The 22,151-nt window shown below is 74.1% G+C and carries 22 protein-coding genes; 8 read left to right on the forward strand and 14 right to left on the reverse strand.

Features of this window, described 5'->3' with window-relative positions:
• The first annotated feature begins 386 nt into the window (after positions 1–386).
• Entirely contained in the window at positions 387–1,916 is a 1,530-nt protein-coding gene (locus ACFWJB_RS29570; protein ID WP_385458489.1) for a helix-turn-helix domain-containing protein, read from the forward strand.
• 148 nt (positions 1,917–2,064) lie between these two features.
• Here the strand turns inward: ACFWJB_RS29570 and ACFWJB_RS29575 are convergent, their stop codons facing one another.
• Genes ACFWJB_RS29575 through ACFWJB_RS29585 form a run of 3 tightly spaced genes read right to left on the reverse strand, consistent with a single transcriptional unit; the run spans position 2,065 to position 4,613 of the window.
• Positions 2,065–3,105: an NAD(P)-dependent alcohol dehydrogenase gene (locus ACFWJB_RS29575; protein WP_386926063.1), complete on the reverse strand. Its 1,041-nt coding sequence runs from the start codon at positions 3,103–3,105 to the stop codon at positions 2,065–2,067.
• 52 nt (positions 3,106–3,157) lie between these two features.
• Entirely contained in the window at positions 3,158–3,940 is a 783-nt protein-coding gene (locus ACFWJB_RS29580; RefSeq protein WP_385458493.1) for an SDR family NAD(P)-dependent oxidoreductase, read from the reverse strand.
• Positions 3,941–3,947: 7 nt separating this feature from the next.
• Positions 3,948–4,613 (reverse strand): TetR/AcrR family transcriptional regulator, encoded by a 666-nt coding sequence (locus tag ACFWJB_RS29585; protein WP_385458495.1) that lies wholly within the window; start codon positions 4,611–4,613, stop codon positions 3,948–3,950.
• A gap of 175 nt (positions 4,614–4,788) precedes the next feature.
• On the opposite strand from ACFWJB_RS29585, the gene ACFWJB_RS29590 reads away from it, so the two are divergent.
• Together ACFWJB_RS29590 and ACFWJB_RS29595 are read left to right on the forward strand one after the other, a co-directional pair.
• Entirely contained in the window at positions 4,789–5,025 is a 237-nt protein-coding gene (locus ACFWJB_RS29590) for a hypothetical protein (protein WP_385458497.1), read from the forward strand.
• A 263-nt stretch (positions 5,026–5,288) separates the two neighbouring features.
• Positions 5,289–6,947, forward strand: a complete 1,659-nt coding sequence (locus ACFWJB_RS29595; RefSeq protein ID WP_386926066.1) for a catalase — start codon at positions 5,289–5,291, stop codon at positions 6,945–6,947.
• Between the two features lie 20 nt (positions 6,948–6,967).
• On the opposite strand, the gene ACFWJB_RS29600 is transcribed toward ACFWJB_RS29595, so the two are convergent.
• Positions 6,968–7,831, reverse strand: a complete 864-nt coding sequence (locus tag ACFWJB_RS29600; RefSeq protein ID WP_386926068.1) for a fructosamine kinase family protein — start codon at positions 7,829–7,831, stop codon at positions 6,968–6,970.
• A gap of 92 nt (positions 7,832–7,923) precedes the next feature.
• On the opposite strand from ACFWJB_RS29600, the gene ACFWJB_RS29605 reads away from it, so the two are divergent.
• Positions 7,924–8,247 (forward strand): hypothetical protein, encoded by a 324-nt coding sequence (locus ACFWJB_RS29605; RefSeq protein ID WP_385458503.1) that lies wholly within the window; start codon positions 7,924–7,926, stop codon positions 8,245–8,247.
• A 39-nt stretch (positions 8,248–8,286) separates the two neighbouring features.
• Here ACFWJB_RS29605 and ACFWJB_RS29610 read toward each other — a convergent pair whose 3' ends face one another.
• On the reverse strand, positions 8,287–9,612 hold the full coding sequence (locus ACFWJB_RS29610) for an SLC13 family permease (protein ID WP_386926096.1): 1,326 nt from the start codon (positions 9,610–9,612) through the stop codon (positions 8,287–8,289).
• 420 nt (positions 9,613–10,032) lie between these two features.
• On the opposite strand from ACFWJB_RS29610, the gene ACFWJB_RS29615 reads away from it, so the two are divergent.
• On the forward strand, positions 10,033–10,560 hold the full coding sequence (locus tag ACFWJB_RS29615) for a hypothetical protein (protein ID WP_385458505.1): 528 nt from the start codon (positions 10,033–10,035) through the stop codon (positions 10,558–10,560).
• Positions 10,561–10,791: 231 nt separating this feature from the next.
• Here ACFWJB_RS29615 and ACFWJB_RS29620 read toward each other — a convergent pair whose 3' ends face one another.
• Positions 10,792–12,045 carry an MFS transporter gene (locus ACFWJB_RS29620; RefSeq protein ID WP_386926071.1) on the reverse strand — a complete coding sequence of 418 codons (1,254 nt, stop codon included), beginning with the start codon at positions 12,043–12,045 and terminating at the stop codon, positions 10,792–10,794.
• A 527-nt stretch (positions 12,046–12,572) separates the two neighbouring features.
• On the opposite strand from ACFWJB_RS29620, the gene ACFWJB_RS29625 reads away from it, so the two are divergent.
• Positions 12,573–13,583, forward strand: coding sequence for an NAD-dependent epimerase/dehydratase family protein (locus ACFWJB_RS29625; RefSeq protein ID WP_386926073.1), 1,011 nt, complete (start codon positions 12,573–12,575; stop codon positions 13,581–13,583).
• Between the two features lie 57 nt (positions 13,584–13,640).
• On the opposite strand, the gene ACFWJB_RS29630 is transcribed toward ACFWJB_RS29625, so the two are convergent.
• The 4 genes from ACFWJB_RS29630 to ACFWJB_RS29645 all read right to left on the reverse strand — a co-directional run bounded on the left by ACFWJB_RS29630 (position 13,641) and on the right by ACFWJB_RS29645 (position 17,941).
• Positions 13,641–14,204, reverse strand: coding sequence for a hemerythrin domain-containing protein (locus tag ACFWJB_RS29630; protein WP_385458511.1), 564 nt, complete (start codon positions 14,202–14,204; stop codon positions 13,641–13,643).
• Between the two features lie 87 nt (positions 14,205–14,291).
• Positions 14,292–14,825: a DoxX family protein gene (locus ACFWJB_RS29635; RefSeq protein WP_385458513.1), complete on the reverse strand. Its 534-nt coding sequence runs from the start codon at positions 14,823–14,825 to the stop codon at positions 14,292–14,294.
• A gap of 138 nt (positions 14,826–14,963) precedes the next feature.
• Entirely contained in the window at positions 14,964–15,455 is a 492-nt protein-coding gene (locus ACFWJB_RS29640; protein WP_385458515.1) for a hypothetical protein, read from the reverse strand.
• Positions 15,452–17,941: a molybdopterin oxidoreductase family protein gene (locus tag ACFWJB_RS29645; protein WP_386926076.1), complete on the reverse strand. Its 2,490-nt coding sequence runs from the start codon at positions 17,939–17,941 to the stop codon at positions 15,452–15,454. Before ACFWJB_RS29645 ends, ACFWJB_RS29640 begins: the two co-directional genes overlap by 4 nt.
• Before the next feature lie 108 nt (positions 17,942–18,049).
• Here ACFWJB_RS29645 and ACFWJB_RS29650 point away from each other — a divergent pair, with 108 nt between their 5' ends.
• Complete coding sequence (locus ACFWJB_RS29650; RefSeq protein ID WP_385472524.1) at positions 18,050–18,691, forward strand: GNAT family N-acetyltransferase; 642 nt, start codon at positions 18,050–18,052, stop codon at positions 18,689–18,691.
• A gap of 12 nt (positions 18,692–18,703) precedes the next feature.
• On the opposite strand, the gene ACFWJB_RS29655 is transcribed toward ACFWJB_RS29650, so the two are convergent.
• From ACFWJB_RS29655 to ACFWJB_RS29665, 3 genes are read right to left on the reverse strand one after another with little or no spacing between them, the layout of a single operon-like run.
• Positions 18,704–19,429 (reverse strand): metallophosphoesterase, encoded by a 726-nt coding sequence (locus tag ACFWJB_RS29655; protein WP_385472527.1) that lies wholly within the window; start codon positions 19,427–19,429, stop codon positions 18,704–18,706.
• Complete coding sequence (locus tag ACFWJB_RS29660) at positions 19,429–19,725, reverse strand: BON domain-containing protein (RefSeq protein WP_385472529.1); 297 nt, start codon at positions 19,723–19,725, stop codon at positions 19,429–19,431. The genes ACFWJB_RS29655 and ACFWJB_RS29660 overlap by 1 nt, the downstream gene beginning before the upstream one ends.
• A complete protein-coding gene (locus ACFWJB_RS29665) occupies positions 19,722–20,420 on the reverse strand; it encodes a nucleotidyltransferase family protein (RefSeq protein WP_385472532.1) in 699 nt (232 codons plus the stop codon). Before ACFWJB_RS29665 ends, ACFWJB_RS29660 begins: the two co-directional genes overlap by 4 nt.
• Before the next feature lie 140 nt (positions 20,421–20,560).
• Here ACFWJB_RS29665 and ACFWJB_RS29670 point away from each other — a divergent pair, with 140 nt between their 5' ends.
• Positions 20,561–20,869 (forward strand): hypothetical protein, encoded by a 309-nt coding sequence (locus tag ACFWJB_RS29670; RefSeq protein ID WP_385472535.1) that lies wholly within the window; start codon positions 20,561–20,563, stop codon positions 20,867–20,869.
• Between the two features lie 30 nt (positions 20,870–20,899).
• Here ACFWJB_RS29670 and ACFWJB_RS29675 read toward each other — a convergent pair whose 3' ends face one another.
• Complete coding sequence (locus tag ACFWJB_RS29675; protein ID WP_385472538.1) at positions 20,900–22,078, reverse strand: PP2C family protein-serine/threonine phosphatase; 1,179 nt, start codon at positions 22,076–22,078, stop codon at positions 20,900–20,902.
• Positions 22,079–22,151: the final 73 nt, after the last annotated feature.

The raw sequence follows: 22,151 nt of genomic DNA on the forward strand, positions 1-22,151 counted from the left end.
CCGGACGTCGGCCCCCGGCGACCGGAGGGTCGCGCCCACCGGCCGCCGAAGGGAAACGACGACGTCACTTGCGCATACCGGTGCTGGAGGTACGGCGACGGTTTTTGCGGTGGTGGGACGTCCTCCCCTTCCCGGTGGTGGTGTGGTTCCTGCCCTTGGAGTGCCTCTTGGCGGGTGCCAGGTGGCTGAAGAGCGACATGGTTCCTTCCCTTCCTGTAGGACGGTTCACTAGGACATACGTGTCACCTCGCTCGAGGGATGGCGGTTCGGCAAGATTTTTCTCCGTACTGCGGCCCGGCACCCGCGCGCTCCGTGCCGCGGGCGGGCATGCGGTAACGTCCCCGGCCAGGGCCGAAGGCGGGGCGACGGACGAGGAGAAGGCCGACGTGGCGGGCCGCGAGGACGGGACACGGCAGCGGGAGACGAGGGCCGGCGGGCACGCGGGGTGGGCGGAGGAACTGCTCGACCACCTGAGACCCGCCGGACGCGACGTAGGCAGAGTCGTGACCTGGCTGGCCCGAGCCGTGGACGCCTCCGTGACGCTGCGGGACGGCACCGGCGGCCTCCTGGCCGGGACCCGTACTCCGCTGGACGAGTACCTGGTCGCGGACATCACCGCCGGCCGGATCGCCTCCGCCGCCCTCGAGGACCGGGGCCGCCACCTGCGCCTGGTCCGGGTGGAGCGGGCGCACCCGGCACCGGCCGCCGTCCTCGCGGTGGCCCGTGACGCCCCCTTCGACCGGCGGGCCGCCGACATCGTCACGCACACCGCCCAGGTGGTCGGGCTCCTGCTGGCGGAACACGAGTCCGGTCTCGCCGGACGACGGCTGCGGCGGGCCACGTCCGACCTGCGCCTGGCCATCCTGCAACTGCTGATGGTCGAGGACGCCGTCTCCGCGCGCCGCGTGGCCGCCGGCCTCTGGCCCGGCCTCCTGGACACCGACACGGCGTGCGTCTACGTCGTGGAGAGCGTCCCCGAGGAACGCGACCGCCTCGCCGAGGAGTGCCTGTCGGCGACGGGGGAGCGGGCCCTCGTGGTGCGCTGCCCCGCCATGGACGGGCACGTCATCGTCCTGACGCCCCGCGACGCGCCCGGCGAGGCGCTGCGGTCGCTCGTCGGGCGCACCCCCGGCGTCTTCCTCGGCGGCAGCGCGCGGCAGAGCCTCGCCCGCACCGCCGTCGCCTACGGGCAGGCCGTGAGTGCCCTGGCGGTGGCCCGGTTCCGTCCCGGGAAGGCGGCCGTCTACGCCGAGCGGACCCGCCCCGAGCGCCTCATGGACCCGGCCGCCCTGTGGGGGTGGACGGCCCGCGTACTGCGCCCGCTGGACGGGCTGCCGCACCACACCCGCGCCGAACTGCTCGCCACCACCCGGCTCGGCCTGGAGTTCACCGCCGTGAACACGGCCAAGGTCCTCGGTGTCAGCCGCAACACGGTGCGTGCCCGCATGGACCGGGTCGAGGGCCTGCTGCGCACCGACTTCGCCGACCTGACGGTCCGCGCCACCGTCCACCTCGCCCTGAACGCCCAGGCCGCCCTCGACGCGGACCCCGGCGGCAACACGGCCGGACCGGGCCGCGCGGGCCTCGACGACCTGCTGGCCGGGCCCGCGCTGCGCACCTGGGCCGGCGACCTGCTCGGCCGGCTGGAGCCGGACCCCCGGAACGTGCGGCGCACGCTGCGTGCCTGGATCGCCGCCGGCGGCAACGCCGAACGCGCCGCCCGGGAGCTCGGCGTCCACGCCCAGACCGTGCGGGAGCACGTCCGCAGCGCGGAACCGGTCCTGGAACGCCAGTTGCTCGCCGCCGGCAGCGACCTCTACGAGGTAGTGCTGGCCCATCTGGCGGTGGGAGAGCTCGACCGGCCGAGCCTGCACGGGACGAAACCGGGCCATCCGGACTCACCTGTGCACGGGTGAGTCCGGACGGCCCGGCAGCGGGCACCGAGACGATTCACAACCGGCCATCGGTCCACGTAGGTTCGACGAGCCGCGGGGGCACGACCGGAACGGGGGACCGGTCGCGCTCCCTGCGGCCGTTCGCTCTCCCACCCGGCCGCGAGTCCGGTCAGCCGTGCGGCAGGATCACCGCGCGGCCGTTCACCAGACCCGAGTGCAGCCGCTCGTAGGCGAGCGGGGCGTCGTCCAGGGAGTACGTCTCGGTGTGCACCGAGACGGCGCCCGAACGGGCCAGGTTCAGCACTTCGATCAGCTCGCTCCGGCTGCCCCAGTACGGGGCGTTGACCGACACCTCGAAGGGCAGCACGCCGAAGCCGACGGGGAGCGATCCGCCGCCGATGCCGACCAGCGTGACGTCGCCCTCGACGGCCGCGACGGCGCCGGCGGTCCGCACGGTCGGCGCCACGCCGACGAAGTCGAACACGGCCTCGGCGCCGAGACCGCCGGTGAGCTCGCGCACCGCGTCCGCGGCCTTGGCGTCGGACAGCACCGCCTCGTGCGCGCCCACCTCACGGGCGAGGCGCAGCTTGTCCTCGCTGACGTCGAGGGCGACGACCCGCGCGGACGTCAGGGAGCGCAGCAGCTGGATGGCGACGTGGCCGAGGCCGCCGGTGCCGATGACCACCGCCGTCGAGCCGGGGACCAGCTTGGGCAGCGACCGCTTGATCGCGTGGTACGGCGTCAGCCCGGCGTCCGTCAGCGGCACCGCCGCGACCGGGTCGAGTCCGTCCAGCGGGACCAGGTGCCGCGGGTCGTCGATGAGCAGGTACTCGGCCATCGAGCCGGGCCGGCCGAGGCCCGGCGGGCGGATGCCCAGCTCGTCGGCGCGCAGGCAGTAGTTCTCCTTGCCCTCCGCGCACTTGGCGCAGGTGCCGCAGCCCCAGGGGCCGTACACGGCGACCGCGTCGCCCTCCGCGAGGCCCGTCACGCCGGCGCCCAGCGCGGCGACCGTGCCGACGCCCTCGTGGCCGAGGGTGAGCGGCAGCTCGTACGGGAAACCCTCGGCGGGCCAGCTCATCACCGCGATGTCGGAGTGGCACACCCCGGCGGCGGTGACCTTCAGCAGCACCTGGCCGGGACCGGGCTCGGGGTCGGGGACGGTGACCACCTCGGGCGGCGCCCCGATGGTGCGGTATTGCAGTGCCTTCATGGCCGGACTCCTTTGCTCTGCCCCCGTGATGTCTTCCGGTGTGCGGGACGGATCAGACGGCGGTGTAGGCGCCGTCCACCAGGTGGTAGCCGCCGGCGACGAAGGACGCCCGGTCCGACAGCAGGAAGGCGATCAGCTCGGCGACCTCCTCGGAGCGCCCGAGACGGCCGGCCGGGTGCAGTGCGACCAGGCCGTTGTACGCGGCCTCGTCCATGGTCCTCAGCAGCGGGGTGTCGATGAAGCCGGGGCCGACCGCGTTGACGCGGATGCCCTTGGCGGAGTACTCGGCGGCGGCGGTCTTGGTCAGGCCGACCACGCCGTGCTTGGCGGCGACGTAGGCGGGGGAGCCGGCGAAGCCGACCGAGCCGAGGATGGAGGCGACGTTGACGATGGCACCCCGGCCGGCCGCCTCCATGACGGGCAGTTCGTAGCGCATCGAGTAGAAGACGCCGTCCAGGTTGGTGCGCACGACGCGCTGGTAGGCCTCGACGTCGTACGCCCCGGTCGGGGCGCTCGGACCGCCGATGCCGGCGTTGTTCACGGCGAGGTCCAGGCCGCCGAAGGTGTCGACGGCGAAGCGGACGGCGGCCTCGACGGACTCCGGGAGGGTCACGTCCAGCGCGACGGCGGCGGCCCGGATGCCCTCCGCCGTCAGTTCGGCGGCGGCCTTCTCGGCGCCCTCGGCGTTGTGATCGGCGATGACGACGTTCGCCCCGCCGGCGCCCAGGCGGCGGGCGGTGGCCAGGCCGATGCCGGAGGCGGCGCCGGTGACGAGGGCGGTGCGGCCGGCGAACTCGGCGGCGTCGGCGGCGGGGGTGGTGCCAGTGGTGCTCATGGTGCTCTCACTCTTCGGTGGTGCTGTCGGGGACCGCGGTCGCGGCCTCCGAGATCAGGGCGTCGTAGGCCCGCTCCACGAGGGCGGCGAGGTCTGCGGCTCCCGGGTCCTCGCCGGCGCCGCGCGCCCACAGGCGCAGGGCGGCCACGAGGACTCCGGCGGCGGCGTCGACGATCGCGGCCGGGCGCACGTCCCGGGCGCCGTCGGTGCCGAGCCGGCCGGCGACGATGCGGATCGACTCCTCCTGGGCGTCGACGCGGATGCGCTGGTAGGCGGCGAACAGATCGGGCTCGCCGTCCACCAGGGACAGCAGCCGGCGCATCCGCGGACGCACGTGCCAGGCCGGGTCGTCCCGGTCGGCCAGCCAGTCGCGCACCGCCCTGCGGTAGGCGAGCAGCGGCGGCTCGCCGGCCGGGCGGCGGCGGAGCATCGCGTTGATGCGGTCGCCGTCGCGACGGACGAAGTCGAGTGCGGCGTCCTCCTTGCCGGCGAAGTGGCGGCTGAACGTGCGGCGCGTGACGTCCGCCCGCTCGGCGATGGCCTCCACCGTGGTCGCCGCCAGGCCCTGTTCCAGGATCAGGTCGCAGGCGGCGGCGGCCAGTGCGGCACGGGTCTGCCGCGCCTTGCGCTGCCGTCGGTCCTCGGGGGCGGGGGAGGGCTTCGCTGCCGTCATGCCTCCGAGCGTACACCCGGAAATGTCCCAGTGGGACATGTGACCCGTTGGGACATGACTGGTCCGTTGGGACATGACTGGTCCTGGGGTCCGGTCCCGCGGCGCCGTGTGCCCCGGCAGGCCCCGGGTACCCGGCCCCGGATCCCGGAACGAACCGATCGAGGAGGAGGCCCGCATGGCCAGCGGCACGGAGACCGGCGGCGTGACCGGCACGCAGGACAAGGACTACAACCTCATCTGGTACGTCGAGTCGTGCCTGAGCAACGCGCTGCGCCTGGAGACGTACATCCAGGACGCCGAGCGCGACAAGGACACCGAGGTCGCGGAGCTGTTCCGCAAGGCCCAGGCGGACAGCCGCAAGGGAGCCGAACTGGGCAAGGGCCTGCTGCGCGCCCGCCTGGACGGCGGCTGACGGCGACCCGCCCGCCCCACCGGGCCCGGACACCGGCACGACCCGGTGGCCGGGCCCTCGGTATTGCCCCGGTACCGGCGTGCGGGGTACGGCCCTCGCCCTGTCGCACCGGCCCGCACGACAGCGGTCGGCGAAGCTGCGCAAACTGGAATGTGACGGACACCGTGCGCCCGGGTACCCGGGCCGCCCATGTGCGCGGCCGACGGCCGCCTCGCAGCTCAGGGCCGCGTCCCACGGCGGCCAAGTCGAAGGAGCCCACGAACATGACGGACGTATCGAGCCAGGGGCCGGCCCCGGGCGACGACCGGAAGGTGCTCACCAACCGGCAGGGACACCCCGTCTACGACAACCAGAACCAGCGCACGGTCGGCGCACGCGGCCCCGCCACGCTGGAGAACTACCAGTTCCTGGAGAAGATCAGCCACTTCGACCGGGAGCGCATCCCCGAGCGCGTCGTGCACGCCCGCGGCGTGACCGCGTACGGGTACTTCGAGGCCTACGGAGCCTGGGGCGACGAGCCCATCGACCGCTACACGCGGGCCAAGCTGTTCCAGGAGCGGGGCAGGCGCACGGACCTGGCGGTGCGGTTCTCCACGGTCATCGGCGGACGCGACTCCGCCGAGACGGCCCGCGACCCCCGCGGCTTCGCGGTGAAGTTCTACACCGAGGACGGCAACTGGGACCTCGTCGGCAACAACCTGGGCGTCTTCTTCATCCGGGACGCGATCAAGTTCCCGGACGTCATCCACGCCCTCAAGCCGGACCCGGTGACCTTCGAACAGCAGCCGCGGCGCATCTTCGACTTCATGTCGCAGACACCCGAGTGCATGCACATGCTGGTCAACCTGTTCAGCCCGCGCGGCATCCCGGCGGACTACCGCCACCAGCAGGGCTTCGGCGTCAACACCTACAAGTGGGTCAACGCGACGGGCGAGACCAAGATCGTCAAGTACCACTGGATGCCCAAGCAGGGTGTGCGCAGCATGACCGAGGAGGACGCCGCCAACGTCCAGGCGCACAGCCTCGGTCACGCGACGAAGGACCTCTACGACGCCGTGACGCGCGGCGACTACCCCGAGTGGGAGCTGCTCGTCCAGATGATGGACGACCACGACCACCCGGAGCTCGACTTCGACCCGCTCGACGACACCAAGACCTGGCCGGAGCAGGACTTCCCGCCCAAGCCGGTCGGCCGGATGGTGCTCGACCGGATGCCGGAGAACTACTTCGCCGAGAACGAGCAGATCTCGTTCGGCACCGGCGTCCTCGTGGACGGGCTGGACTTCTCCGACGACAAGATGCTGGTCGGCCGCACCTTCTCCTACAGCGACACCCAGCGCTACCGGGTCGGCCCGAACTACCTCCAGCTCCCCGTCAACCAGGCCAGGAACGCGCAGGTGCGCACCAACCAGCGCGACGGCCTGATGGCGTTCGACCAGGACGGGGGCGGCGACAACCCCCTCGTCAACTACGAGCCGTCGATCATGGGCGGTCTCCGCGAGGCCCAGTACCCGACCCACGACGAGCAGGGACCGGAGATCAGCGGCCGGCTCACCCGCAAGCGCATCCCGCGCACCAATGACTACCAGCAGGCCGGCCAGCGCTATCTGCTGCTGGAGGACTGGGAGCGCGACGACCTGGTGGCGAACTTCGTCAACCTGCTCTCCCAGTGCGACCGGCCCGTGCAGGAGCGCATGGTGTGGCACTTCCTGCTGGTCGAGAACGACCTCGGCCTGCGGGTCGGCGAGGGCATCGGCATCAGCCCGCAGGACGTGCGGGACCTGGAACCGCTGGCGAGCCAGACCCTGACCGACGAGGACCGCGAACGCCTGGCCAACCTCGGCAAGAACCCGCCGCGCGACGTGGAGGGCCTGACCATGACCCACTGCGTCCCCAACGAGCGGCACGTCGTGACCCGCTGACGGCAGCCGCGGTCGCTCCGCTACCCGGCGAGGGCCGACCGCGCGGCCGCCACGGCCTGCTCCGCGTAGCCGCGCCCGAACAGCACGGCGTGCACCAGCAGCGGGAAGAGCTGGTGCACGCCGACGCGGCCGGCCCAGCCGTCGGCGAGCGGCGCCGCCTGCTGGTAGCCCTCCACGATCCGCTCCAGGTGCGGGCAGCCGAACAGGCGCAGCATCGCCAGATCGGTCTCACGGTGCCCGCCGTGCGCGGCCGGATCGATCAGCCGGACATGACCGTCGGCACCCCACAGCACGTTGCCGTTCCACAGGTCGCCGTGCAGGCGCGCGGGCGGCTCGGCGGGCCCGGCCAGCCCGGGCAGCAGCTCGCACACCCGCTCCACGTCGGCCGCCTCGGCGCCGCGCACCGTGCCCGCGTCGACCGCGCGCCGCAGATACGGCAGTACCCGGTGCTCGGCGTACCACCGCGGCCAGGCGTCCGCCGTGACGTTGTGCATCGGGGCGAGCCCGATGTACGCCTCCACCGGTCCGCCGGGCGGCGGGGACCCGAACGCGGGTGCCCCGGCCGCGTGCAGGGCCGCCAGCTCCCGGCCGAACCCGGCCGCCGCCGTCCCGCTCGGCGGCCCCTGCGCGACCCGGTCGGTGACCAGCCAGTGCGCGTCGTCGCCGTGCACCGCAGGGACCCGGACGGCGCCCGCCCCGGCCAGCCAGCGCAGCCCCGCGGCCTCGGCCCGGGCCGCCCCGGCGCCCTCCCCGCGCTTGACCACGACCGTGCGTCCGTCGTCGAGGGCGACCTCGGCGAGCGTCCCGGACAGCCGGCGCTCACCCCTGACCGTCCGGCCGGTGAGCCGGGCCGCGACGGCCGACGGCGAGGGTGCGCGGGACATGGCGGTCAGACTACGGCCGGCGCGCCGCCGACCCGGTGAAAAACGCTCACGGCGTCGATCGAACACCCCGGGAGCGGGGGAGCAGTGGGACTATGACCAGTTCAGCATTCCATCGCACCATCGTTCTGCCGGCCCCCGTGTGCGAACAGGCCGCACAGCATCTCGAGCACGCGGTCCAGAAGGCCATCGACGGCGCCGCGACCCCTTGGCGCGCCTTCCGCGGTGCCGACGGCGACGACTTCGCGTTCTCCGTCCCGGTGGTCGAGCAGGCCGCCGGCTGTCTGCTGGTGCTGGCCGCCGAGAGCGCCCAGAGCCTGCGCCCCTCCGCCCTGCGCGCCCTGATCACGGTGGCCCTGCACCTGCGGGACGCCGCCGAGGCCGTACGGCGCCCCCATCTCTCCGGTGGAGCCTGGTGAACGAGGCCGCGGGCCGGCGGGCCGGGCCGCGGGCGGGTGTCAGGTGCCGACGAGGCGCAGCATGCCCCACAGGGCCACGGTCGAGGCGGCCAGCGTGGCCGGGACGGTGAGCAGACCGAGCCGGGTGAACAGGCCGAGGTCCGCCTCGACGCCGTGCCGGTGCAGTACCCGCCGCCACAGCAGGGTGGCGAGCGAGCCGACGTAGGTCAGGTTGGGGCCCAGGTTCACGCCGATGAGCACGGCGAGGACGGGGCCCGGTCCGGCGGGCGCGGTCAGGGGCAGCAGCGCGAGGACGGCCGGCAGGTTGTTGATGACGTTGGCCAGCACCGCGGCCAGCGTCGCCACGCCGAGCAGCGCCGTCAGCGAGTGCCCCGCGGGCAGCAGGTGCCCGAGCCCCGTGGCCAGGCCGCTCGACACCACACCCTGCACCACGACGCCGAGGGCCAGCACGAACAGGCAGAACAGCGGGGAGGCGGCGCCCACCAGCTCCCGGGGGGTGACATGGCGCCAGGACAGCGCCCGCACCCCGAGCACCAGGACCCCGGCCAGCGCCGCCCACGCGGGGTCCAGCCCGGCCGGCGAGGCCACCGCGAACCCGGCCAGGGTCAGGGCCAGGACAACGACCGTGAACCGGGGGACGGCGGGCGCCGGGGCCGGAACACGCGGCGCACCGTCCGGACCGGCCCCGGGTCCCGGCGAACCCGCGGCGGGAGCGGCGGCCGGAGCGGGGAGGGGCGCGGGCACCTCCAGATCGGCGCGGAAGAAGCCGCGGAACACGGCGTACTCGACGGCGATCGCTGCCAGCCAGGGCAGCGACATCAGCAGCGCGAACCGGGTGAAGCTCAGGCCGCTGGCCGTGAACGCCAGCAGATTGGTCAGGTTCGAGACCGGCAGCAGCAGGGACGCCGAGTTCGCCAGGTGTGCCGTGGCGTACACGTGCGGGCGTGCCCGGGCGCCCGAGCGGGCCGCGGTGGCGAGGACCACGGGGGTGAGCAGCACCACGGTGGCGTCCAGGCTCAGCACGGCCGTGACCACGGAGGCCACCACGAACACCCCCGTCAGCAGCCGTCGCGGACTGTCGCCGCACCGGCGGGCCACCGCGGCGCCGACGGCCTCGAAGAGGCCCTCCTTCGCGCACAGGTACGCCAGCATCAGCACCAGGGCGAGGAAGCCTACGACCGGCAGCAGCGTGCGCGTCTGCTGCCAGGCCTCGTGCGGCGTGACCGTGCCCAGCACCACGGCCAGCGCGGCGGCGGGTACGGCGGCCGCGGCCTCCGGCAGGCCCCGCGGGCGCAGCACGGCGAAGGCCAGGACGGCGAGCAGCAGGGCGACCGAGAGGGCCTCGGGGGCGAGGGCGGTACTCAGGGGTTCTCCTCCACACCAGAGACCGGGCGGGCACCCGGCGATCGGCAGGCTCCCAGGATGACACCCGCGGGCCGGGGGCGGTCACGCACGGTCGGCCATGTCCGGTCGGTCTGGCTCCGGCCGGTTGCGGGCTGGTCGGGCATGCCGGACCGGACCGGACGGGCGGTGCCGGATGGGCCGGGCTGGAAGGGGTCGGGCTGGAAGGCCGGGCTGGACGGGACGGGTTGGACGGGGGCTGGAAGGGGCCGGGTTGGGCGGGGCGGGGCTGGATGGAGCCGGGGCGGATGTGTCCGAGGCCACGCCGTGGACGAGAGCCGGGCCATGTCCCGCGCGGTGCGCCGCGGGCTACGGTTTTCGCGGGCTTCCCGTCCCGGGGCCCCGCGTCCTGTCCCCACGACGAGCAGTTCGGACGGTCCGGCAGTGCAAGCAGATCTCTCCCCCGTGATCGCGGCGACCACCCAGTGGCTCACGTGCGCCTATCCGGCCTCCGGCGGCGCGCTGGCCTCCGCCCTGTGCGAGGCGCAGGCCCGGCAGGCCGTGACGGTCGCGGCCCGGCTGCGCTACCCCACCCCGATGGACGCCGCCCTGATGACCATGTCGGGTCCGGGCGGTTCCGCCCGCCTCGACTGGATCACCGGCGCGGACGGCACGCCGGCCGCCGACACGGACGAGTACGCGTGGCGGACCTGGGTGGACGAGGTGGTGACCAGTTGGGCGGCCTGTCTGCTGACCGACCCGGAACTGGCCGCCCTGGCCGTCGCGGCGCTCGCCGAGGCCGGTCCCGCCGCGGGGACGCCGGTGGAGTTCCGCCGCCTGCTCGCGCCCGACGCGAGCGACCGGCGGGCGGCGGCGCTGCTGCGCCACCCCGACCTGCTCGCCTCCGTGGCGGAACTGCACCTGGACCAGCTCGTCGACAGGCTCGGCCCGGGGCAGGCACTGGTCGCCTGACCGGCGCCGGCGGGCGGGCGATGCCTGCGGCGGCCTGCGCGGGTTCGGTGGGGTGAGTCCCCAGCCGCGGGCAGTCGTGCCTCCCCCAGTGCCTGAACGCCCTGGGAGGTACCGCTCAGGGGCGGCACGGGCGGGCGCGGCAGCACCGTTGCGCCGGGCCACGCGGCTCACCCCTGCCCCGCACCCACGCCGGGTTCCACCGGGCGCCGAGACGACGCCCGCCCCGCAGGGTCAGGCGGCGGTCCCCAGCGCCGCCCGCGTCGCCGCCTCCGGCGCCGCGGGGGGAGCCACCGGCACCGCCTCCGCAGGCCTACGGGCACGCAGTACATACCCCGCCCCGATGCTGCCGGCGATGATCAGGCCACCCGCGATCAGCGCGCCCCGCGCCCCGGCCAGCTCCATCAGCAGGCCGAGCGCCGGCGGCCCGCCGAGGCTCCACACCGTGCCGACGCTGCCCCACACGCCGAGCACCCGGCCCCGCAGGTGCGGCGGCGGGTCGGTCTGCAGGACCGCCGTTCCCGCGGTGTCGGAGACGGACTCCACCACCGCCATCGGCAGCACCATCACCAGCAGCACGGCCAGCGACGGTGACAGCCCCGCCACCACCTGCAGCAGCCCGCCCGCGGCCGCCAGCGCGCCCACGACCCGTACAGAGGGCCGGCGCAGCCGGGCACCCAGGACCGCGCCGACGATGCCGCCGGCCGCCAGGACGGTGGAGACCGTGCCGAACGAGCCGGCGCCGCCCGCGAGCGGACCGGTGACGAGCACGGCCAGGGTGAGCTGGTAGTTGCGCCCGAAGACGGCGCTCACGCCGGTCACGCCGGCCAGCGCGAGCAGCCGGGGACGGCGTGCGAAGAAGGCCAGACCCTCCCGCACGCTCATGGCACCGTCCGTGGCACGCCGGCCGCGCACCGCCGCCCCGGCCGTCCGGACCGCCCCGCGGGCGGGCCGGAGGAAGGGGATGACCGACGCCACGAAGAGGAACGACAGCCCGTTCGCCGCGTAGGCGGCCGCCGTGCCGAGGAAGCCGACCGTCACGCCGGCGAGCGCGGCGCCCGTGAGGCGGCCCGACTGGTGCACCAGCGCGCCCACCCCGATCGCGGACGGAATGTCCTCGGGCGGGACCAGGTCGTTGCCCAGCAGGGAGCACGCCGGGCCGTCGACGGTGGCGACGACACCGGTGACGGCGGCCAGCACCATCAGCGAGGTGAGGTCGAGGCGGTCCAGCGCCACCAGGAGGGCCGTCGTGAAGGCCACGGCGCCGAGCAGCGTCTGACTGACCGCGGCGGTCAGTTTGCGCGGCCAGCGGTCCACGGCCGCGCCGCCGAACACGCTGATCAGCAGCGCGGGCGCGGCCTGCACCGACATGGACAGTCCCGTCGCGGCGGCAGACCCGGTGATCTGCAGGACCAGCAGGTTCTGCACCGTGAGCTGCATCCACGTGCCGGCGTTCGACACGAAGTTCGCGACGGACCACCAGCGCATGCTGCGGTACCGCAGGGAACGCCACGGCGAGCGGGAGCCGGCCTCCGAAGGGACCGGTGCGGAGGGCCGGGCAGGCGCCGGCGGAGCGGGGGCGGAAGAGGAAGACACAGTGCGCCACTCGAAGGCGGGTCGCAGGACCCGTAGGGACAGGAACACGGGAGTGAGGACGCCGGCTGCGTTGCGCGGCCACTCCGACGAGCCGGGAGACGGCGCCGACCATCGTGGCAGAAGGGGTGGCCGAGTCGGTGCCGGCCAGCCCCGCGACGCCGGTCCGCCGGACGGCAAGTGACCTGCCGTTTGGTGGAATTGGCGTCAAACGTGTGGTTGATCACAGGGGTCGGACCGCGCGGAGGAGACGTCCCGGCGCCCGTGGCGTCCGCCACAGCCGCCGCCCCGGGTCCCGGGGGACGCGCGCACGCTGCCCGCCCGGCGGCAGTCGTCAGAGTATGAAAGCGACTCGGTGGGGCACCCGGGGCACGCTCGTCACGCGGTCCGCCGGCGCAGCGCGGAGGAAGGACGGTCTCCTCATGATGCCGATGGCGACGTTCACCACGTACGACAGGGCCCGCGCGCCGTGGAACCGGGCCCTGGTGACCGGCGGCGCGGGCTTCCTGGGTTCCCACCTGTGCACCCGCCTGCTCGATTCGGGCGTCGAAGTCGACTGCCTCGACAACCTCTCCACGGGACGGGCCGGGAAGGTGGCGCATCTGGCCGGCCGCCCGGGCTTCCGCTTCCTGGAGCGGGACATCTCCGAGCCCGGCTGCGCCGAGGCCCTCGAGGGCCCCTACGACCTGGTCCTGCATCTGGCCGGCCCCGCGTCCGCCGCGGCCTGGCCGGACCGGCCCGTCGAGCTGCTCGACGCCGGCAGCCTGGGCACCCGGGTCGCGCTGGGCCTCGCGGCCCGGGACGGCGCCCGGTTCCTGCTCGCCTCCTCGCCGCCGTTTCCGCCGTCCGGCGGGGACGCCGATCCGGTCGGCCCGCACGGCGCCCGGGCCGAGGCCGTCCGGTTCGCCGAGGCCCTGGTAGCGGCGCATGCGGGGGCCCACGGCGCCAACGCCGGGATCGTGCGGCTCTTCGAGGGCTACGGGCCCGGCATGCGGACCGACGACGGCGGAATGCCGGCCGCCTTCATCGAGCAGGCGCTGGCCGGCCGGCCGGTCACCGTCGACGGGGACGGCAGCCTCACGCACCCCCTGTGCTACGTCGACGACATGGTCGACGGTGTGCTGCTGATCGCGGCCGGCCGCTCGGTACGGCCCGTGGACCTCGGCGGCGACGAGGAGCCGGCGGCCGTGGAGATCGCGCGGCGCGTGATCGGCCTGACCGGCTCCGATTCGCCGCTCGTCTTCGTCGACCCGCCGGGCGGCCGGCCCCTGCCGCCCCGCCCGGTCACCGGCTTCGCCCGCGAGATCTTCGGCTGGCTGCCGGGCGTGAGCTGGCAGGACGGTCTGGAGCGCACCGTCGCCGCCTTCCGGGACCGGCCCGAACCGGTGCCGACGGTGACGGGGGAGCCCAGGGAGCCCGCGGGGGAGTGGTGAGCGTCGCGAAGGGGCCCGCCACCGGCGGGCCCCTTCCTCCATGACGCGACGTGTTCGTCAGCCGGACTTGCCCCGCCCCGTCAGGGCGTCCCGCACCCGGTCGACCATGCCCGCGCCCGGGGCCAGCAGCTTGTTCATCGGCGGCCTGTCCGGGCTGGACGGATGCGGCCGCGTCGGCGCCGTCTTCTTCGCCTGCCGCACCTTGTCGCCCAACTGGTCCAGGGCCCCGGCCGGGCACGCCTCGCGGAGCCTGGGGAAGAGGTTTCCCTCCTCGTCGGCGACGTGGGAACGGATCTCGCTCATGAGCTTGCCGATCAACCGGTCGAACTGCGGGTCGTCCGCCTCGCAGCCCTCCAGGTCCTTCATGATCTGCTCGGCCTCGGCGTGGTCCTCGAGCTCCTTGTCGGCGAGCGCGCCACCGTTCGCCACGTGCTCGCGAACGGCCGGGTAGAGGTAGGCCTCCTCCGCCACCGAATGCCGGACCAGCTCGATCGTCACCTGGTCGGTGTACAGCTTGCGGTCCTTGTGACCGGCCGGCAGCGCCTCGATCTTCCCGAAGAGCTCCTCGACCTCGCGGTGATCGGTCGTCAGCTCGTCGATGACGTTCCCACCGTGTCCCATGTTCCACCTCCAGTCGGATCGTGACGGGTGCGGGACCGCCCCGCCACGGGCGCCGGGTCCCCTCGCACCCGCCCGGCTAACGTCAGGTCAGACGCCCAGCTTGGTCCGGACGCCGCCGACCGCGGCGGCGGGGCGTGCCGTGGCCCGGACCGAGCGCCGCACCGTGCGGGCCTCGTGCCGCAAGCCCTTGACGGCGTGCCGGCCGCGCCACACCAGCGAGGGCGCGCCTCCGGTGTCGTCCGCGGCGATCAGCAGGCCGCCCATCATCGACAGGTTCTTCAGGAAGTGGATGCGCTGCTGGGCCCGGTCGCCCGGGTCCTCCGCCTCCCAGAAGCGGTGACCTGCCAGCGTGGTGGGCACCAGGGTCGCGGCGATGGCCAGTGCGGACAGCCGGGGGAACCGGCCGAGTCCGAGCATGATGCCGCCCACCACCTGCACGGCCCCGTTGAGCCGCACGAGCTGTTCGGTGCTGTCCGGCAGCGCGGCCACGCGTTCGGTCACGGGCCGGACGACGGGCTCGGCGGCCGGCGCCACGTCCTGGGGACGGCGCAGCGAGTGCAGGCCGCCCGCGACGAACATCGAGGCGAGCATCGGCCGGCCGGCCATGCGCAGAAGACTCATGACGCTCTCTCCATGGTTGACGGGGTCGACAGGGGTGTGTCTACCGGGATCATCAGGTGCCCCGGACGGGCGGCGCCATTCGGCGCCGGACCGGTACCGGGCGCCGGATGGCACCGCCCGGTACAGATTTCCCGCAGGTCACAGACTGGTGAGGAGCTGCGGGGACAAGTTCTTGATCATGGTGTTGGTCCAGCGCATTTGGCGCAGCGTCTGCGGATGGCAGTCGGAGGCGAGCTCCAGGAGACCGCTGTCCCTCGACGCCTGGGCGACCTGGGCGAGCATCACCCAGTGCAGTGAGTTCTCCGCGGCGGCGAGGTGCAGTTCCCGCAGGTCGCGCAGGAGCAGCAGGCCGGGCTCGGGCCGGTGTGCCACGGCCTGCGCCGCCTTCTCGCGCAAGGTGGCGAAGACGCCGTCCGGCGCATCGTCCGGCGGGCCGGCGAGGTCGAGGCCGTGGTGTCCGGCGGTCTCGGCCAGCCGCCGGACGTGCTCACGCGACCAGCGGGCGAGGTCGGTCGCGACGTGGTGGACCTCGTGCTCGGCGCGGTGCCGCTCGGCGGCGGTCGTCAGGTCGTGCGCCAGGCGCCGTTCGCCCCGGTGCAGGGTGCGCAGGGTCAGGGTGGTGCCGTTCACTGGGCGCCCTCCTCGCGCTCGTGCGGGAACCGGGCCGGTGCCTGCGTCGTGTGCGCCGCCGGTCCGCCGGCCGTGGCGGGCACCGTGCCGGGCACGGCCGGTGCCGACGCGGTGGTGGTCGGGGCCGGCGCCGGGCGGCCGTCGCCGCGTTCGACCAGGGCGCGCGCGGCGACGGACGTCTTGAACAGCGGTTGCTTGGAGACCGGGTCCCAGTCGGTGACGGTCGTCTCGTTGGCGGCCCGGCCGGGAGTGTCCGGGCCGGGCCCGGACCCGCCCTCGGTGTCCCAGTAGCCGTAGTGGAACGGCACGAACAGCAGTCCCGGCCGGATGCCGGTCACCCGCAGCCGCCCCCGCAGCGAGCCGCGCGGGTTGGTGACCTCGACCAGGTCTCCTTCGCCGAGGCCGAGCCGGTCCGCGTCCCGGGCGGATATCTCCACCCACACGTCGGGGGCCGCGTCGGCGAGCTGCGGGGCCCGGCCGGTCTTCGTCCGGGTGTGGAAGTGGTAGATCGTCCGTCCCGTGGTGAGCTGGAACGGGTGCTCCTCGTCCGGTTCCTCGTGCGGCGGCAGATAGGCGGCGGCCTTCAGCACGGCCTTGCCGTCCGGGTTGAGGGAGCGGTACTCCACCACCTCGACGGACGCCCCGGTCTCCAGGTCCTTGCCGTAGCTCTCGCACACGTCCGGGTGGGCCCAGGAGATGCCGTCGGTGTAGAGCCGTGCGGTGCCCTCCGGGGCGTACTCGTCACAGGGCCACTGGATGCCGCTGGTGCCGCGCAGCTTGGCGTAGGTGATGCCGGTGTAGTCGCAGGGGCGGCCCGCGCTGCACCGCTTCCACGCCTCGAACGCGGACTCCGGGTCCCGCCAGGTGACGAGCGGGCCGCCGTCCTTGTCCCGGAAGTCCATGCGCCGCGCGTAGTCCAGGAGGATGTCCAGGTCGGGCCGTGCCTCGCCGGGCGGGTCGACGGCCTTCTCGGACAGGTGCACCGTGCGGTCGGCGTTGGTGAGCGCGCCGGTCTTCTCGCCCCAGGTCGCGGCCGGCAGCACCACGTCGGCAAGCTGGGCGGTCTCCGTCAGGAACAGGTCCTGCACCACCGTGAACAGCCGTTCCTGCGACAGGACGGAGCGGATGCGGGCGAGTTCGGGCAGCGAGACGGCCGGATTGGTGCCGCTGATCCACAGCATGCGGATCGAGCCCTGCTCGGCGTACCGGAACATCTGCATCGCGTGCGTGGGCGGACCGTAGTGCGCGATCGTCTCCGGTTCCACGTTCCACACCCTCGCCAGGTCGGCGACGTGGTCGTCGTTCTGCCAGTTGCGGAAGGCCGGCAGGTCGCCGTTGGCGCCGCACTCGCGGGTGTTCTGGGCGGTGGGCTGGCCGTTCATCTGGAGCAGGCCGGCGCCCGGGCGGCCCAGCATGCCGCGGATCAGGTGCAGGTTGTTGATCTGTACCGCCGCGGCCGTGGCCTGGTGGGACTGGTAGACGCCCTGGAGGACGGTGGACACCAACGCGTCGGTGGTGCCGACCAGTTCGGCGGCCTCCTCGATCCGGGCGGCCGGGACGTCGCAGATGTCCGCGGCCCACCGGGGAGTGCAGTGGGCGACCCGGCCGGCCAGTTCCTCGAAACCGACGGTGTGCGCGGCGATGAAGTCGCGGTCGATCCTGTCGTGCCGGACGGTCTCGTGCAGCAGCGCGTTGAGCAGCGCGACATTGGTCCCGCCGCGGGGCGCGAGGTGCACGGTGGCGTGCTCGGCGACCCGGGTCGGCCGCGGGTCCACGCACAGCAGCCGCGGCGGATCGGCGCCCTCCAGACGGTCCAGCAGCCGCATCCACTGCACGGGCTGGGTCTCGGCGATGTTGTGTCCGTACAGGGCGACCACGTCGGCGTGGTCGAAGTCGTCGTAGCTGCCGGGCTGTCCGTCGCAGCCGAACGTCTCCTTCAGCGCCTCCGCTGCCGTCGAGGTGCACAGCCGGGTGTTGCCGTCCAGGTGGGCGGTGCCGATGCCGGCCCGGGCGATGACGGCGAGCGTGTAGTACTCCTCCAGGAAGAGCTGACCGCTGGTGTAGAAGCCGATCGAGCCCGGACCCCGCTGCTCGAGCAGCTCGCGCGAGCGCGCGGCCACCAGGTCCATCGCGGTGTCCCAGTCCGTCTCCACCAGGCGCCCGTCCCGCCGGACCAGCGGCCGGGTCAGCCGGTCCGGGGAGGCGTTCGCCTGCCACCCGAACAGGTCCTTGGGGCCCAGCCTGCCCCGGTTGACCCGGTCCGTGGCGCGGCCCCGCACGCCCACCATCCGGCCGTCGGCCACCGCGACGTCCATGGCGTCGCCGTCGGAGTGCAGGATCGACGCGGACTGGACCCACCGCTGCACCGCCCCCGGGTCCTGCCCCTCCGCTAGGAACGTGTCCACCCGGGCCGGCCACGTCTCGTGCCGTCCGTAGGGCGTCCTGCCGCCCCAGGGGTGCGCGATGCGGTCCGCGGACTCCTCCATGCACTCCTCCATCCAGGTTCCGCCGCACTGGCGGGCGGCGGGTACCCGTTCGCGCCCGCCCGACGCACAGGGCTTGTGGGAGCGCTCCCAGGCGGGCAGGATGCTGCGGTGACCTCGACTGCGGCCGTACGCCCCTACCGCCCTGCCGACGCACCGGCCCTCGACGACATCTGCATCCGCACCGCCCACAACGGCCGTGACAGCCGGCCCGTCTACGCCGACCCCGGCATCCTGCCCGTGATCTTCGCGGCGCCCTACGTCCATCTGGACCCGGACCTGGCCTTCGTGCTGGACGACGGGCAGGGCCGGGCCGTGGGATACGTCCTCGGCACCGCGGACACCCCGCGCTTCGCCGAGGAGTTCCGTGCGAAGTGGCTGCCGCGGGTCGCCGGCCGCTACCCGGCGCCGGACGGGCCGCCCCGAACCCCGGACGAGTTCATGGCCACGCTGCTGCACGACCCCGAGCGCATGATCGTGCCCGAACTGGCCGCCCATCCCGCCCATCTGCACATCGACCTGCTGCCCGAGTGGCAGGGCCGCGGACACGGGCGGGAGCTCATGCGCACGTTCTGGCGGGCGCTGCGCGAGCGCGGGGTGCCCGCCGTCCACCTGGTCATGGCGACGGCCAACGTCCCCGCCCGCGCCTTCTACGACCGCATGGGCTTCCACGAGATCCGGGCGGCCGCCCTGGACCCCGCGGACGTCACCTGTCTGGGCCGTACGACCGAGGACCTCGCCGGCCGCTCCTGAGCCGCGGGGCGGTCAGGCCGTCCCCAGCTGGTAGACGTTGAAGGCCCGGCGGATCACCGGCTGCGCCACGTTGCGCACCCGCACGCCGCCCGCGGTCATGCCGTGCTCCGAGCCCAGGTGCGCGTGCCCGTGGACCGCGAGATCCGCGCCGGCCGTGTCGATGGCCTCGGCCAGCAGGTAGCTGCCGAGGAACGGGTGGATCTCCAGCGGCTCACCGGCGAGCGTGTCGGCCACGGGGGAGAAGTGGGTCAGGGCGACGCGCACCGCGCAGTCCTTCCCGTCCAGCTCCTCGAGCGCGGCGTGCAGGCTGTCCGCCGAGCGGCGCGTGGTGCGGACGAACTCCTTCATGACCGGCTCGCCGAACTCCCCGGCGCTGCGTCCCACGAAGCCGCCGCCGAACCCCTTGGTCCCGGCGATCCCGACGCGTGTTCCGGCACACTCCACGACCGTCGCCTCGCCCTCCAGGACCGTCACGCCGGCGTCCTGGAGGAGGGCGGTGACCTTTTCGGGCTGCTCGTCGTGGTGGTCGTGGTTGCCGAGCACGGCCACCACAGGCACCGGCAGGCCGCGCACCTCCTGGGCCACCACCCGGGCCTCCTCCGGCGTGCCGTGCCGGGTCAGGTCCCCGGCGAGCAGCAGCAGGTCCGCGCACTCGGGCAGGGTCTCGAAGGCGGGCCGCAGCAGCCCCTGGCTGTCGGGGCCCATGTGGATGTCTCCGACGGCGGCGACGCGGATCATCACAGTTCCTCCGCACGGTCGGGGCGGGTGGTGTCGGCCACCACGATGTCGCTGTGCACGGTGAGGCCCGCCAGCTCCTCGCGCACGAGCCGCAGCACGGTCTCGCGGCACTGCGCGGAGGGCACCGTGCCGGTGACCGCGACGGACCCGGACCGGATCTCGGCCCGCACCCCGAGCTCGCCGAGCTCCTCCGCGGCGAGCCGCTCGTGCAGGTGGGCGACGCGGTACTCGACGTTCTCGGCGGCGGGCACGGGACCGCTCGCGGCGGGTCCCTGGTGTGCGACGGGGTCGCTCATCGGTGCTCCTCCTTCGCTGGGGAGGCCGGGGAGATGATCTCCAGCCGTTCGAGGACGAAGAAGAACGCGGCGGGCATCGGGTCGTCGCCGCAGTCGCGGCGCAGCTCGTCCCAGTCGATCTTCTCCCGCAGGGTGCGGGCGATGGGCAGCACCGCCCCGAAGTCGCAGTGGTGCTCCGAGAAGGCGGCCAGCAGACCGTGCAGCAGGTCGGTCGGCGACAGGACCGGCATGAGCACCGAGTCGACCGACAACTCCTCGGCCCGGTCCAGCAGCTCCGCGGTGACCGGCTGGTGCGCCAGTTCGAAGATGAGGTCGACCTGCTGTCCCAGGCAGTTGGCCTTCAGCAGCCAGTCCTCGGGCGGCGTGTAGACGTCGAGGCCCGCTCCGCGCAGCGTGCGGGCGACGGCTTCCGCGTCGTCGGGCCGGATGCAGAAGTCGACGTCGTGCTGGAGGTTCTGGGTGCCCCCGTGCGCGTACACGGCGACACTGCCCGCGAGGGCGAACGGATGCCCCTCCTTCTTCAGGATCGCGCCCACCTGCTTGGCCGCCTGAAGGATGGCCTGGTTGCGGTCGACCGGGAGTTCCTCGTGGAGTCTTCCGTCCCGGCCGCCCGGCTGCGGTTCCCCCGCTGCCGGGTGGAGCTCGGACACGCCGGCGCGCCGGTCGAGGGCGTGATCGTCGGCGGGCTGCGTCATCGTTGTCCCCTTCTTCCGATTGCGCGGACCGGGCCGGTCGTCGCCCTGGTTCGGGTACCCGGCGCGGCACCGCCGACACGGGGCCCGCGACCGCTCGCCCACCCGGGGGACCTCCGGCCGATTCCGGGCACCCGGACGGCATGGACGACAGGGACGAGCGACAGCAGGGCCAGGCGGACCGCCGCAACGTCGAGCGGCTGGTGGCGGCGTGGCTGGAGGAGACGGAGCGGCACGATCCCGCCGCGGCCCGGGAGGCCCGCGCCGGCTGGGAGCGCGGAGCCCTGCCGGAGCGGGCCGCGCAGGACCTGGCCACCTGGGTCACCGCGAGGATCACGGACACCGGCTTCACCGAGGACGAGGGCCCGTACACGGAAGGCCCCGTGCGCATCAGCCCCTCGGACAAGGACACCGTGCACCACTGGCTGCGGGCCCACGGTCACGCGGTCTGACCCGCCCGGCGGGACGGGGGCCCCGGGGCGTCAGTCGGCCCGGGGCCGCCACTCGAACATCAGCAGGGTCGCGTCGTCCCGCAACCGGCCCTCCTGCGTGTCCAGGATCGAGTGGATCAGGCGGCGCATCGACTCCGGGGCCAGCTCCCCGCCCGCCGTGGCCCGGATGACGTAGTCGGCGAACCGCTCGAGACCGAGCAGCTTCGCCTCCCGGGTCCGGGCCTCGACGACCCCGTCCGTGTAGACGAGCACCCGGTCCCCCGGCTCCAGGCGGATCTCGTGCGTCCGGCGCGGCACGGAGGTGAGCAGGGACGGCGCGCCCATGGGCGGGTCGGTGTCGCGCTCCATGGCGTCGATGATCAGCCGGTGGCCGCGGATGAGGATGGGCGCCGGGTGGCCGCAGTTGCACCACCGCAGCACGCCGGTGGCCAGGTCGAGCTGGGCGATGACCGCGGTGCAGAACTTCTCCGGCAGCCAGCGGGAGAGCGTGTCGTCGACGGCCGCCACCAGCTCGGGCAGGTCCGCGCCGTTGCGCCGGGCGTTGCGGCAGGCCGCGAGCGAGACCGCGCTGGTGAGCCCGGAGGCGAGGTCGTGCCCCATCGCGTCCAGGACCGTGACGTGCAACGTCGTCTCGGTCAGCGAGTGGTCGAAGGCGTCGCCGCCCATCTCGTAGGCGGGCTCCAGGGCGGCCGTCGACACCACCTGGCCGTCGCCGATGGTGCGGGGCGGCAGGAATGCACGCAGCATCTCCGAGGGCAGCTGCATCCGCTCGGTGCGCGTGCGCCGCACGTAGGAGTCCTCGTAGGCCCGCTTCGACGTGATCATCATGCCCAGCAGCGAGGCGAGCGCCCGGCCGCGGCTCAGCGAGACCGAGGTGAGCGCCGTCTGGCTCACGGCCAGTACGCCGAGCCGCTCCGCGCCGTCCAGCAGCGGGTACCAGGCGACGACGCCGCCCGACCCCGCCTCCTCCACCCGCAGCGACTGCGTGCGGTACGCCCAGCCCGCCAGCGATCCGTCGACGGGGATCGACGAGGCCACGTCGGTCTGCGGAACGAGATGCCGCTGCTGGAGGTCGACGAGGTAGACCACGGCGTGCTGCAGCCCGAGCGCCTTGGAGCAGCGGGCCACGGCGGTGGCCAGGTCCAGCGTCAGGTGGGCGGGGTCGGCGAGGAAGTCGAGCAGAGCGTCGCTCGTCTCTGACGTCGACACCTCGTCTCCCCTCGTCGAGTGACTGCCGGGTCGGGCGCCCTGCGCAGCAGTCTGGCACCGCGCACCGGGTCGC

It is taken from the genome of Streptomyces sp. NPDC127100 (assembly GCF_042724095.1).
Taxonomy (GTDB): domain Bacteria; phylum Actinomycetota; class Actinomycetes; order Streptomycetales; family Streptomycetaceae; genus Streptomyces.